This window comes from Erwinia sp. 009765445 (assembly GCF_058137865.1).
In genome coordinates this window covers 1-13,067 of record NZ_JBYUWC010000009.1, presented here as the reverse complement: position 1 = coordinate 13,067, position 13,067 = coordinate 1, and the positions used below count along the sequence as shown (strand labels likewise).

The following is a 13,067-nucleotide window of genomic DNA, read 5'->3' as shown; positions in this document are numbered from 1 at the left end:
GAATGCAACTCCTGCTAGGTAGTGTGTCGTTAAACCCCGGTGTTGGTGCGATAGCTGGCAAGTAAAGCCAGCAATTCGAGCATTACGGTTGCGCCAAGAAGTGACGTAATCTGTCCCGGACCATCATAGGCCGGGCTGATTTCTGTCACATCGCAGCCAACCAGATTGATATTTTTTAATTCACGTAATAACTGCAGTGCTTCACGGGAACTCGGGCCTCCTGCTTCCGGTGTTTCAACGGCGGGTGCAAATGCCGGATCGACAAAGTCCATATCGAAAGTAATAAAAGTCGGGCGTCCTTTGGTGTGCTCAGCAATCTGCTTCGCAACCTCACTGATGCCCTGCTGGAACAGCTCGTCGGTGGTCAGAACTTTGTATCCCAGATCGAGTGACTGGGTGATATCGGTGGTGCGGAACAGCGAACCGCGCAGGCCAATCTGAATAGAGTGGTGGGGATCGACAATATTCTCCTCCACCGCTCTGCGGAATGGCGTTCCGGCGCTGTAACGCTGATCGGCGAAGTATTTGTCCCAGGTGTCGCTGTGCGAGTCAAATTGCACCAGCGCCAGCGGGCCGTGGATCTTTGCCAGCGCTCTTAACTCGGCTAGCGTTACGGAATGGTCGCCGCCGATGGCAAAGGGCACCACACCGGCAGCGGCAATATGATGAATAGTCTCTTCAATCATCTGCAGCGATTCAATTTCATACCCCGGAACCACCGCAGAGTCGCCGACGTCGGCAATCTTGAGCGTTTCAAACACGTTGATGTTATTGCGTGAGGGATTAATCGGCCGCAGCATTACTGACATTGAACGCACGGCATTCGGCGCAAAGCGGGCACCGCTGCGATAGGGCGCGCCGGAGTCCGAAGGTATGCCGACGATGGCCGCATCCAGCCCGGTTAAATCGGTCACCAGCGGCAAGCGCATAAAGGTTGGCAGGCCGCAGAAGCGTGGGGTGACAAGTGAATCTGAAAGTGGTGAAGTCATAGTGATTCCCGAATTAGCTGTATTTTTGATGGCTGCGCTCAAGGCGGGCGGCCAGCTCGGTCAGAATGGTGGTCAGCAGCAGATAAATCACCGATGCCGCGATGTAAAACTCAAAGGGCCGGAAGGTGGCCGAAATAATGGTCTGCGCATACAGCGTGATATCAATCACCGTAATGGTTGACAGCAGCGAGGTATTTTTCAGCGCTGAAATCGCTTCATTGGTCAGTGGCGGCAGAATAATCCGGAACACCTGCGGTAAAATAATGCGTCTCATCACCTCAGCACGGGACATGCCCAGCGCGGAAGCAGACTCCATCTGGCTGCGTGGGATGGCGTTTAAACCGGAACGAATGATTTCGGCCACGTAAGCGCCGCTGTTCAGTGCCAGCGCAATCACTCCGGCGAAAAACGGCGAAAAGTGGATGCCAAACTGCGGGATGCCGAAATAGACAATAAACACCTGGATCAGCGCCGGGGTACCGCGAATAAACCAGATATAGAAGCGGGAAATAGCGCGGAAAAATCTGACGCCGGATTGTTTGCCCAGCGCGGCCAGTAACCCGAAAATCCAGCTCAGCACAATGGTCAATACGGTGATGCACAGCACGGTAAAGGCGGCTTCGAGAAAGCCCATGCCGTAAACCTGGATATCCTGCAAAATCTGGTTCATTGGGCACTCTCCCGGCTGGCGGTGATATCTTCATGCAGGATGCGGCGTAAAAACTGCTGCAGCCGCGGGCTTTTCGGTTTCGCCAGCACTTCCTGTGGCGGACCATCTTCTGCAATCACGCCCTGATCGAAGAACAGCACCCGGTTGGACACTTCACGGGCAAAGGCGATTTCATGCGTCACCAGCAGCATGGTCATGCCGTCGTTGGCGAGGGTGGCGATCAAAGACAGCACTTCACCCACCAGCTCGGGATCTAACGCGGACGTTGCCTCGTCAAACAGCATTAGTTTTGGCTTCATCGCCAGCGCCCGCGCGATAGCTACGCGCTGCTGCTGTCCACCGGAAAGCTTCGCCGGGTAGCTGTCGCGTTTGGCCAGCATGCCCACCCGCGTCAGCAGCTCGTCCGCTTCGGCAATCGCCACCTTGCGCGACATTTTTTTGACCCGCATCGGAGCCTCTATGACGTTCTCCAGTACGGTCATGTGTGGCCACAGGTGATAGCTCTGAAACACCATGCCTATTTGCGTGCGCAGCTGTTGCAACTGTACGGCGTCGGGTTGCGCTCTGGCACCCTCGCGAAAATCAAAGCAGAAGTCGCCAAAGTCCATAAAGCAGCTTTGCGGCATTTCCATCACGTTCAGGCAGCGTAAAAAGGTGCTCTTGCCCGATCCGCTGGCACCAATGATCGCCACTACTTCGCCAGGCATCACCTCCAGCGCGATATTTTTCAGCACGTGCAGGTCGCCGTAGCTTTTATTCAGTTCTCTGATGCTAAGCAGAGGTTTTATTTCATTCATGATTATCAGCGCTCCCTTTTTTAATATACAGAGCGATATCCTGCGGTGTTCTGCTGGCTCCGTTGATTGGTGTAATATCCTGCGGGCAGGCTGAGAGGATCAGCCAGATATTCATTTCGGCGGTCAGCGTTATCCGGTCTCCGGCTTTGGATACCGGCGGTACGCGATCCAGTTCTCCGGAGGTTTTGAAAGGAACGTTCATAAAAAGATTCAGCGATGCAGGAGTGAATGAGAGCTCAATACCGACCTCTTTCAGTGCTTCATGAAAATTATCGCTACAGCTGCGATGATATTCCTTAACGCCAAGCTGCTGATAAAGTTCTTCAGAGCAGGGACACAGCAAAGTATCGTGGCGGCCTGGGGTTTCATCACGGCTCAGAGTAAACATCGGGCGACGTAAACTGCTAAAAGCCTGCATTCCCTGTTCAAAGAAAATGTTGCTGTTCAGCGAGCGGGTATGCTCCATGGCGGAATATTCCAGCGGGTTGTCACGGTTGACTGCCCAGGTATCAACAACCTGACTTCCGGCGCTGTTTTCAATAATGATTTCCTGTCCCTGATATAACGGCAGCGCAATGCCACGGCTGGCTTTAAGGAGTAATAACTCGTGCTCTGAGGTTTGCTCTTTGATCATCTGTGGTCATCGCTCAAGGTAGTTAACGCCAAAAGTTTTCTCTTGGCACTTGAGTAAAAAGCAAAGAGAATGCCAACAGTATTCCAAACTTGAGGGTTTCACCGTGCAAAAATTTTGCTGGATACCACAGCCAATACATCTAAAAGGAATCAACAGGTTAGAAGAGAGTGGGTTCGTACCATTACTGCAGCCCGATCTGCCTTCAGCGGCGTTAGGTCCTGAAGTCGAAGCCGTTATTTTTCGTAGTGGTAATTTCAGTTGCTCAATGATGGAGCAATTACCGCACCTTAAAGTGATTGCCGTGCACGGTGTTGGCACAGACGGCATTGATATTCATTCGGCCACACAACAGGGCATCGTGATCCTGAATACGCCGGAAATGAATACGCGCTCTGTTGCGGAGCATGCCATTGCCTTATTATTTGCCTTAAATAAAAAAATTGTCGCCAGCGACAATGCGATCAGAGAAAACAGATATCAGACGTTTAAATATGAAGGGGGACTGTGCGAGATATTTGGCACGACTCTGGGGATTGTTGGGTTCGGCGCCATCGGAAAAACTACCGCAGCTCTGGCAAAAGCGTTGGGAATGAATGTGCTGATCCACAGCCGTCAGCCAGCGAATGAAATTGAGCAGGCCGGATTTACTAAATCGGAGAGTTTTTCTGCGCTACTCTCGAAATGCGATGCCGTGTCACTGCATATTCCATCCACGCCTGAAACACGGCAGCTGATAAATGCTGAGACGCTTTCTCTGATGCCGGAACATGCTTTTCTGATTAATACCAGCAGGGGCGGTTTAATTGATGAAGCGGCGTTATTGTCTGCGCTGAAAAATAATAAAATCGCCGGTGCGGCGCTGGACGTTTTTCAGCAGGAACCTTTACCGGTTGACGATCCATTACTTTCCGCACCTAATCTGATTGTCACGCCGCATACTGCTGCCTCTACGGAGCAGGCGTTGATTAATATGGCAACGGCGGCGGTGGACGGGATTATTCGCGTGACCAACGGGCAACTCCCTGCGTCATTGGTGAACCCCGAAGTATGGGATCGGCGTCGGCGTTAAACAGGATTAGTGCCGGGCCAGCACTTCGCTCATCGGCGCAAAAATAACGCCCTGAGATTCAAGCCTCTGCCGTAACTGCTGAGCCATTTCTACCGCGCCGGGCGTGTCGCCGTGGACGCAAACCGTATCGATAGTCACGGGAATTTTTTTGCCGCTGGCGGTGATAATGGCCTGCGCGTCCAGCATGGTCAGCACCCGCTCGCTGGCATGCTCAGCATCATGCAGTACCGCGCCGGGAAGTTTGCGGGAGAGCAGGTTGCCGTTGTCGGCATAGGCGCGATCAACATAAATTTCACGGGCCAGCGGCAGGCCCAGTTTTAATGCCGCACGCTCGGTTTCCATGCCTGGCATGACCACCATAATTAAATCCTTATCCACTTTATAAATGGCCTGCGCGACAGCCATCGCCAGCTCACTGTTTTCGGCGGCCATATTACCCAGCGAACCATGGGTTTTCACGTGCGATAATTGCTGCCCCTGAGTATGGGCCAGCGCCTGCAGAGCACCAATCTGATAAATAACCTGGCGCTCAATTTGTGCCGGGCTGTCTCCCAGAATAGGGCGACGGCCAAAGCCGTAAATATCATAAAAACTGGGGTGAGCCCCTACGTGCACTTTGTTTTTCGCCGCATCAGCCAGCGTGGAGGACATCACCTCAGGATCGCCAGCGTGAAAGCCACAGGCGATGTTGGCAGAGGTGATAATCTCCAGCATTTCACCATCGCGGCCCATGGTCCAGGCACCGTAACTTTCACCCATATCGCAATTCAGATCTAATTTCATTCCCGCTCCACAAAGTCCTGATTAAGGGGTCATAAAAAGAGGCTATGACTGAGGTTCCGGGGGCGAAGAGCGCCCGTTGACACCATACCAATGGTATGCCAAATGTATTTTTACCGATAATCGTTTTAACTTCTGGCAGGTTGATGGGTGAAAGGCATTCCAAAAAGTCTTACCTGGAAAATAGTCCCGGTTGCCGATCAGGCGGTCCTGATCGATTTTGGGGAATATATCGATCCCCAAATCAATAAACACGTGACGGACCTGGCAATCCTGATTAATCAACAGCCGCTGGCGGGGATCACCAAAGCCATTCCGACCTATCGTTCGCTGCTGGTTAATTATGATTCTTTACGCATCCGTCAGCACGAAGTCGCTGGCTATCTGCAGGATTTGCTCACTCAGCCCCGCCGTAAATCACCGCCGTTTCGCGCCTGGCACATCCCCGTTTGTTACGGCGGGTCATATGGAATTGATCTGGAAACGCTGGCCGGGCAGCATCAGCTGTCATCACAGGAAGTGATTGAGCGACATGTGAAAAGCCTCTACCGGGTGTATATGATCGGCTTTATGCCGGGCTTTACCTATCTGGGTGGCCTCGATGAATCTTTGTATACGCCGAGAAGGGATTCGCCACGGCTGAAAGTGCCGGCAGGCAGCATCAGCATCGGAGGGATGCAAACCGCTGTGGGTTCCGTCGAGGCACCGAGCGGCTGGCATCTTATTGGCAAAACACCTTTCAGAAGTTTTGCGCCCGATCGCAACCCGGCGGTGCTGTTACAGAGTGGGGACGCGGTGAGATTTTATCCGGTCAGCGCAGACGAGTATCAGTCACTGGCTCAGCAGGTTGATTATGTTCCGGAATGGAGCTGGCAAGATGCAGAGATTTGAGGTGTTATCGCCCGGCCTGTTCACCACATTGCAGGATCTGGGACGGTTTGGTTTTGAAGATCAGGGAGTACCGCCTGCCGGAGCGATGGATGAGTTCAGCGCCGCCATTGCAAATGCGCTGGTGGATAATCCGGCCGATACCGGCGTGCTGGAGCTTACCCTGACCGGGCCATCGCTGCGCCTGGTGGGTGATGCTCCTGTCTGGGTGGCGCTGACCGGCCATCTGGCGATCAACCTGAACGGCGAGCCGCAGGCAGGGTATCAGTGCTTCACGTTGCAGCCGGGTGATATTTTATCGATACCGCGGGTGCTCAGCGGAGCGCGTGGGTATATGGCGGTTGCCGGGGGGTTCCGCGCCGAGCCGGTAATGGGCAGCGTTTCGACCCTGATGCGCGCCGGGCTGGGAGGTTTTGCCGGACGTCAGCTCATTAAAGGTGATAGCCTGCCACTGCTCAGCAGCCGCAAGCCACCGGCCATTAACCAACTGACGCAGCGCATTCTGCCACAGCAGGAGAGACGTCCGGTCCGGGTAGTCTGGGGGCCGCAGGATGATTACTTCTCCCGTGAGGCAAAGCGTGCTTTCACCACCAACAGCTGGACATTGTCCGATCAGTGCGACCGCATGGGTTACCGGCTCAGCGGCCCGCCGATACCCCATATAAATGGGTTTAATATCGTTTCTGACGCCATTGCGCGTGGCAGCATCCAGATCCCGGGTAACGGCCAGCCTATCGTGGCGATGAACGACCGTCAGACCACCGGCGGCTACCCCAAAATCGCCACCATCATTCGCGCCGATCATGCCCGCATGGGGCAGTTCAAGCCCGGTGATAAACTCAGCTTTGAAGCGGTGTCGGTGGAGAAGGCCGAAGAACTCTGGCGGGGCAGGCAGGCGCTTTTTCAGCAGTGGCTGGAGGCGATCCGGGCAGGGAAGTGATGCTGGTGCAGGTCTGGACGACTACCTCACAAGATACGAGTTGTGCCTGAGTGAACCCATTATTTATAGTGGTAAGACTTATTACGTGCTTACCGCTTTCCCAGGTCTCTGTCAGAACGTTGGTATTAAACAGACGCCTTGTTCGGATAATCGGCTCAGTGTCATTCCAGTGATATTCCAGAAAAAAAGGAAGGGCACTTCCTTCTGTCCTTCCAGCAAAGTGCTGAATACCTCTTCAGAAAAAAGAGAGGCCGTTTCACGCTCTTGCATTATTTTACGAGCCAGGTTGGATAATGAATTTAAGCATAAATTTATGGAGGGGAATAAGGGTCATACAGTATTGACTGGAAAGATCAGAGGAATATAGTGGGCAGGCACCGAATAAAAAAATGGCGGCAAATAGCGAGACCCGACAGTGTTGGCGCACTGACGAGCCTCTGACCACAATGTTAAGTAGACTAACACCATGGCTGTAAAACAGTTTATTCAAACTCGCCCTGCATTTATACATATTTCCCCATTAACCAGCGTAATGAACTTTATCGACCTGGCGGAGTATAACGAACGTCTCGTTGCGGTTCTGATGGAAACGGATATTTCTGCGGAGCACTTCGCAATTTATAAAAAATAGCGCTCAGTATTGAGCATCTGCAGTTAGCTTTTGATGACCCGGTTCCCGATTATCCTCTGTCGCAGCTTACTGCACCAGACGTGAAGGATTTTCATCACACCGCTTTTATTGAAGAGTCTGAAACTTTCACCTGATACTGCCGTGTCTTAATTCAGGTATTACGCAGTCACGCTGCTGACTCTGATACAAGGGAATTCCTTGCCGAATAGCTGTTCGACCTGGTGAATTTCCTGGCTGAAGATCTCAAAGCACAAGGATACGTTGAGACGTAGAGCGGGTTGGTGCAGGTACGGTAAAAATGATGTCCTTCTGCCGTTCGGGGCTTTTGTGCCTTGTCTGGCAGAAGGAATTTTACGGCTCGCGGATATCGCGTTTTTGCTTCAGATAGCCTGATAACCAGCCCAGGAATTCAAGCAGCGTAGGGGTATATTCCCGAGTATCACCAGCGGATCCTCGTGTGAGTTTATTCAGAGCAGCTGCAGCTGATTCATTGTCCGGGTACGCCTGGCAATTGAAATAGTCTACTCCCGTCTGTATTAAGATTAAAAATCCGAGTTTTAGTTGCTGCTGACAGATCGACAGGACCGAGCCGGGAATGGTCACTATTCATATTTAAATCACGTCAGATTTTTTTTTGTGGGAAAAATAACGGCCATTTGCGCGATTAAGAATGTGCAGCGGCTCAGAATAGCGCAGGAAAAGTCGCACAATTATTGGCTTCATCAGACCGCTGACAATTTTTGCCCCCAGCCAGGATGAGACGACTAACTGCATTGCCCTACGTGAGGCAACGGTGGTAGCCTTACCGACTATTCCTTAAAATTACGCTGCTGAGTCCGGCTCCGGCCGTCAGACAGTTTCATGTCCTGCATTCATTTTAAAACTTCCATGTGCCGGTAAACTGCTACATTAATTTACGTTCTCACTGAAGGCAAAACCAGCGTACCGGTCATTTTTGTAGAGAATTTATTGATTGGCACACTGTTTACCGGTGCCAGTTCGGGGCGATTAATGTCTGCACTTCCACTCATCGACATCATCACCCAGGTTTTTTGGCGTATTATTCCGTATCCAGGCCATAAAATCGCGATTGAATCGAAAGTTCTCTCCGCACTGATCAACCATGAAGCGACGGACGTTTTGTGTATTTTTATACCCTTTATCCACAATGGTCGCACGGGTTAAAGCTGAGCTCTGCCAGTCGATCTTCATGTTTTCTGCTGCTGATAAAGGGGCTTATGCAACAGTACCGGCTCTGACCTGCTCCAGATCATGAATTTCTCTCATGTTCATTGAAATTAAATCACTTTTTTTCACTCAATGACTCAGGCATAAAGTACTGACTACCATAGACAATATGACGAATACCGAAGTTAAAACCTGATAATAAAATTTTAAAGCTGAAAGAGCATAAATAAATTCAGGTTTTATCTCAGAAAACAGGATAACTCATCGCGATGAATAAAGAATTTGCATTCACCATTAAAAGCCTTGCTTTTGATGAAAATTATAACCCCTCCGAAAATACCCGTATCACCACCAACTTCGCTAATCTGGCCAGAGGCGACAAACGCCAGCAGAATTTGCGCAACGCCTTAACGATGATCGACAATCGTTTCAATTCTCTGGCTCATATTGATAATCCCAACGGGGATCGTTATTCTGTTGAGCTTGAAATCATTTCCGTTGAGATGGATGTTGAAGGTAAGGGTAAAACTTTCCCTGTGATTGAGATCCTGAAAACGAATATTGTTGATAAAAAAACCAATGAACGCATTGAAGGCATCGTAGGGAATAATTTCTCATCCTACGTGCGTGATTATGACTTTAGCGTAGTGCTGTTAGAGCATAACAAAAACAAAGCCGGATTCAGCACGCCAGATAATTTTGGCGAACTGCACGGTAATCTGTTCAAATATTTTGTCAACTCAGATGCTTACAGAGATAACTTTAAAAAACAACCTGTTATCTGCCTGAGCGTTTCAAGTAAAAATACCTATCATCAGACTGGCTATCAACATCCTGTGCTGGGCATTGAATATCAGCAGGATGAACTGTCCATGACCGATCACTATTTCAATAAAATGGGCTTACAGGCACGCTATTTTATGCCAGCCGGTGCGGTTGCGCCTTTAGCATTCTATTTCTCTGGTGATTTAATCACAGATTATACCGATCTTGAGCTTATCAGCACCATCAGCACGATGGAGACTTTCCAGAGAATTTACCGTCCTGAAATTTATAATGCTAATTCTGTGGCTGGTAAAACCTATCAGCCAAGCCTGAACCAGCAGGATTATTCATTAACTGAAATCGTTTACGATCGTGAAGAACGCAGCCATTTAGCTGTTGAGCAGGGCAGGTTTACGGAAGAGAACTTCATCAAACCTTACCGAGCCATTCTTGAGCAATGGTCTGCTAATTACGTTCTTTGATTAACTAAATATAAAAAGGTCACCTGCAATGAAAATTTTATTACCCACTTCGACGGCGGGCAGCCTGCCTAAACCTTCCTGGCTTGCACAACCAGAGACGCTCTGGTCACCCTGGAAATTGCAGGATCAGGAACTGATTGATGGCAAACAGGATGCGCTGCGTTTGTGCCTGCAGGATCAGCTCCAGGCAGGTATTGATATCGTCAGTGATGGCGAGCAAACGCGCCAACATTTTGTCACCACGTTTATCGAGCACCTGAGCGGAGTGGACTTTGAAAAGCGTGAGACCGTCAGAATTCGTAACCGCTATGATGCGAGTGTGCCGACAGTCGTGGGTGCGGTGAGTCGCCAGAAACCCGTTTTTGTTGAAGACGCAAAATTCCTGCGTCAGCAAACCGATCAACCCATTAAATGGGCGCTGCCTGGTCCCATGACAATGATCGATACGCTCTATGACAGCCACTATAAAAGCCGTGAAAAACTGGCCTGGGAATTTGCCAAAATTCTGAATGAAGAAGCCAAAGAATTAGAGGCTGCGGGCGTTGATATCATCCAGTTCGATGAGCCTGCGTTCAACGTCTTCTTTGATGAAGTGAATGACTGGGGAATTGCCGCTTTAGAAAGAGCCATTGAAGGGCTGAAATGTGAAACGGCTGTGCATATTTGCTATGGCTACGGCATCAAAGCCAACACAGACTGGAAAAAGACGCTGGGGACAGAATGGCGGCAGTATGAAGAAATCTTCCCCAAGCTGCAGAAATCCAGTATCGATATCATCTCGCTGGAATGTCAGAACTCCCGTGTGCCAATGGATCTGATTGAACTGATTCGGGGCAAGAAAGTGATGGTAGGGGCCATTGATGTGGCAACCAATACCATTGAGACTCCTGAGGAAGTCGCCGATACCCTGCGTAAAGCACTTCAGTTTGTTGATGCCGATAAGCTTTATCCTTCTACCAACTGCGGCATGACGCCTTTAGCACGTCGTGTGGCAAACGGTAAGTTAAGCGCTTTAAGCGCCGGTGCAGAAATCGTTCGCAGAGAACTGCTGGCTAAATAGTTTCGCCAGGCATCAGATCATTTGCCAAAAAAAATCCACGCCGAAGCGTGGATTTTTTATTTCACAGCAGCCTCAGACGGCCACCAGAAAAGAGGCTTGCGGTAAAGAATCAGATGTTGTGACCTGCTTTACCGGCTTAACAATGATTAATGCAGTGAGGAGTTAGCAGTGGCCGCTTAGGGGTCAGACAGAGGGAGTGCCTTGTCTGCTATGAGCGAGAATCAGACGTTACTAAGACATTACGTACACCACGGTGCCTTAGTCGACTGGAAATAGGTATTCCTACCATAAGGTTCATTCTTCCTCATGATAATCGCTCTTGCTCCATAGTGGCTTGATAGCGTGATAGGCGCCACTGAATGGACATTTAGAATTTTTGTTCCGCTGGATTCGGAGCAAATCATCAATATCCTTTTCGATGATTTTTTTTACCTGTGAATGGTATCGCTGAAGTGAGACATCACTAATGGACTTTTCAAAACGGAGGCTGGTGTCTTGATTCACAAGATCGTAAACACCGTCTTTTATTTTCATTCTGTTGCAGTCAGGGATGCCCATTTTCAGGTCATAGCATTTCAACCCGGCCAGACGGACTTCGACACCGACGCGCTCAGTACGTGTTTTCTTGTGGCTAATCAGAAGCACTTTATTGTTTTCGTACCATTTTTCAAAGGATTGCACTATATCTATGTTCTTTTGATGGTTGCCTTGAGAAGCGCTGTAAAAATGATAACTGTTCGAACTATAGACGTGACGTTCCCGGTCGGAGATTTGCGGAATGGTACCTTTCTGCCTGCGCATCTGGTCGGCAGGCTGATCATAAATATGCAGTAAGCAGTCTGCGAGAGAGTCTGAAGCATCATGCAACGTGTTGGTCTGGATGAGTTTCAGGAGGGTATCTCGCTTGATTGAAATCTGGCAATAATCGCTCTCCCACGCCACTGTCGGTTGCTGTTCTTCCCCTTCTGAAGAGGTGTTGATATCAGGCGTAACAGTGGTGAATTTCCAGACAAATGGCGTTGATTGCGAATATTTGAAATACATCTGAAGCTCAGTCAGCCACTGTATGATCTCCGAAGCATAAATGCCCACATACTGGTCGAACAGATATTCGGCGTACTGAGGTGCGCACTGTTCAGCAATCCTTTCAATGAACTCAACACGCCCTTCATCGTTAATTAACTTTATTATTTTATGGAATACGCCGTTCTCCCGCCTCTCTCCTGTCAGAAAATTTGTGTGAACTTTTTCAAATTCGGACAGCCAGTCGGGAGTAACAATGCCGGCATCATGCAAAGCGGTAATTAAGTTGTAAATTGCATCAGCAAGTATCGGAAGTGAATCTATTTTGTGGAAATCGTTCAATCGGGAAAGCAGCTCCCGGCTGCATGAGTGCGCAATGGAAAGGTCCTGATGGCAGTAGCCTTTTCGTGCCTGAGGCGGGATTGGCGAACAATGTGTCGGGCCCTCGGCCAGGATGGCAAACATATCATCGTGAATAAACTGCTCCAGAAGTTTGCTTTGTTCTGCAAAGCGGAACCCCTGTTCTGTTGGCTGCCGGTTCATCTCTCTCCAGGTCTTCAGACTGACCTTGCCATCATCAAAACTGGACTGACCCCACCCCAGTAGACGATCCTGCCCTATAGTTTGAGCATAGGAGGAGCGTATGGGCACACCACGATTTACACCTGAATTTAAAGAAGAAGCCGTCCGTCAAATAACGGAACGCGGTTATTCCGTTGCCGAAGTTTCCGACCGCCTGGGCGTTTCTGCGCACAGCCTCTACAAGTGGCTACGGGCTATCAAACCGGATAACAGCGAGCAACATGCCCGGGATTTACTGGAAGCCAAAAGCGAGATCCTGAAACTACGGGCGCAGCTAAAACGTACCGAAGAAGAACGGGATATCCTGAAAAAGGCCGCGCGGTACTTTGCAAGGGAGCCCGACTAAAGTACCGCTTTATCAATGAGCACCGCACTATATGGGGTGTGATGACGATGTGTCGGGTACTGAATGTCGCCCGGGCCGGGTTTTATGCATGGCTGCATAACCCGGTCTCGGCGCGTGATAAAGATAATCTGCGCCTGCTGACGCTTATTCGTGACTCATATTCACTGAGTGGGGGCGTGTATGGTTATCGCCGGGTTCATGGCGACCTGAACGAAGTAGGGGA

General features: G+C 50.1%; 12 protein-coding genes and 1 pseudogene. 6 read left to right on the top strand and 7 right to left on the bottom strand.

Annotation, left to right across the window (positions count from 1 at the left end; genetic code table 11):
* Nucleotides 1-29: 29 nt before the first annotated feature.
* From speB to AC3Y5R_RS11415, 4 genes are read right to left on the bottom strand one after another with little or no spacing between them, the layout of a single operon-like run.
* Nucleotides 30-989 (bottom strand): agmatinase, encoded by a 960-nt coding sequence (gene speB / locus AC3Y5R_RS11430; protein WP_489921423.1) that lies wholly within the window; start codon nt 987-989, stop codon nt 30-32.
* 13 nt (nt 990-1,002) lie between these two features.
* Nucleotides 1,003-1,659, bottom strand: coding sequence for an amino acid ABC transporter permease (locus AC3Y5R_RS11425; protein WP_489921422.1), 657 nt, complete (start codon nt 1,657-1,659; stop codon nt 1,003-1,005).
* A complete protein-coding gene (locus AC3Y5R_RS11420) occupies nt 1,656-2,456 on the bottom strand; it encodes an amino acid ABC transporter ATP-binding protein (protein WP_489921421.1) in 801 nt (266 codons plus the stop codon). Before AC3Y5R_RS11420 ends, AC3Y5R_RS11425 begins: the two co-directional genes overlap by 4 nt.
* Nucleotides 2,449-3,090: a DUF1989 domain-containing protein gene (locus AC3Y5R_RS11415; RefSeq protein ID WP_489921420.1), complete on the bottom strand. Its 642-nt coding sequence runs from the start codon at nt 3,088-3,090 to the stop codon at nt 2,449-2,451. The genes AC3Y5R_RS11420 and AC3Y5R_RS11415 overlap by 8 nt, the downstream gene beginning before the upstream one ends.
* Nucleotides 3,091-3,193: 103 nt before the next feature.
* Between AC3Y5R_RS11415 and AC3Y5R_RS11410 the strand changes: the two genes are divergently transcribed.
* Nucleotides 3,194-4,159, top strand: a complete 966-nt coding sequence (locus tag AC3Y5R_RS11410) for a hydroxyacid dehydrogenase (RefSeq protein ID WP_489921419.1) — start codon at nt 3,194-3,196, stop codon at nt 4,157-4,159.
* 6 nt (nt 4,160-4,165) lie between these two features.
* Here AC3Y5R_RS11410 and AC3Y5R_RS11405 read toward each other — a convergent pair whose 3' ends face one another.
* On the bottom strand, nt 4,166-4,942 hold the full coding sequence (locus AC3Y5R_RS11405) for a LamB/YcsF family protein (RefSeq protein WP_489921418.1): 777 nt from the start codon (nt 4,940-4,942) through the stop codon (nt 4,166-4,168).
* 147 nt (nt 4,943-5,089) lie between these two features.
* Here AC3Y5R_RS11405 and pxpB point away from each other — a divergent pair, with 147 nt between their 5' ends.
* Both pxpB and AC3Y5R_RS11395 read left to right on the top strand, forming a co-directional pair.
* Nucleotides 5,090-5,830, top strand: a complete 741-nt coding sequence (pxpB, locus tag AC3Y5R_RS11400) for a 5-oxoprolinase subunit PxpB (protein ID WP_489921417.1) — start codon at nt 5,090-5,092, stop codon at nt 5,828-5,830.
* Complete coding sequence (locus tag AC3Y5R_RS11395) at nt 5,817-6,767, top strand: 5-oxoprolinase subunit C family protein (protein ID WP_489921416.1); 951 nt, start codon at nt 5,817-5,819, stop codon at nt 6,765-6,767. The genes pxpB and AC3Y5R_RS11395 overlap by 14 nt, the downstream gene beginning before the upstream one ends.
* Before the next feature lie 1,639 nt (nt 6,768-8,406).
* Here the strand turns inward: AC3Y5R_RS11395 and AC3Y5R_RS11390 are convergent.
* The gene (locus AC3Y5R_RS11390; RefSeq protein ID WP_489921415.1) at nt 8,407-8,610 is read right to left on the bottom strand and encodes a DUF6434 domain-containing protein; all 204 of its coding nucleotides are present in this window, start codon (nt 8,608-8,610) and stop codon (nt 8,407-8,409) included.
* Nucleotides 8,611-8,855: 245 nt separating this feature from the next.
* Between AC3Y5R_RS11390 and AC3Y5R_RS11385 the strand changes: the two genes are divergently transcribed.
* Both AC3Y5R_RS11385 and AC3Y5R_RS11380 read left to right on the top strand, forming a co-directional pair.
* Nucleotides 8,856-9,833, top strand: coding sequence for a DUF1852 domain-containing protein (locus AC3Y5R_RS11385; RefSeq protein ID WP_489921414.1), 978 nt, complete (start codon nt 8,856-8,858; stop codon nt 9,831-9,833).
* A gap of 28 nt (nt 9,834-9,861) precedes the next feature.
* Nucleotides 9,862-10,893, top strand: a complete 1,032-nt coding sequence (locus AC3Y5R_RS11380; protein ID WP_489921413.1) for a methionine synthase — start codon at nt 9,862-9,864, stop codon at nt 10,891-10,893.
* Nucleotides 10,894-11,187: 294 nt separating this feature from the next.
* On the opposite strand, the gene AC3Y5R_RS11375 is transcribed toward AC3Y5R_RS11380, so the two are convergent.
* Nucleotides 11,188-12,459, bottom strand: a complete 1,272-nt coding sequence (locus AC3Y5R_RS11375) for a hypothetical protein (protein WP_489921412.1) — start codon at nt 12,457-12,459, stop codon at nt 11,188-11,190.
* Nucleotides 12,460-12,559: 100 nt separating this feature from the next.
* On the opposite strand from AC3Y5R_RS11375, the pseudogene AC3Y5R_RS11370 reads away from it, so the two are divergent.
* Nucleotides 12,560-13,067: pseudogene (locus AC3Y5R_RS11370) on the top strand (transposase); the annotation flags it as partial.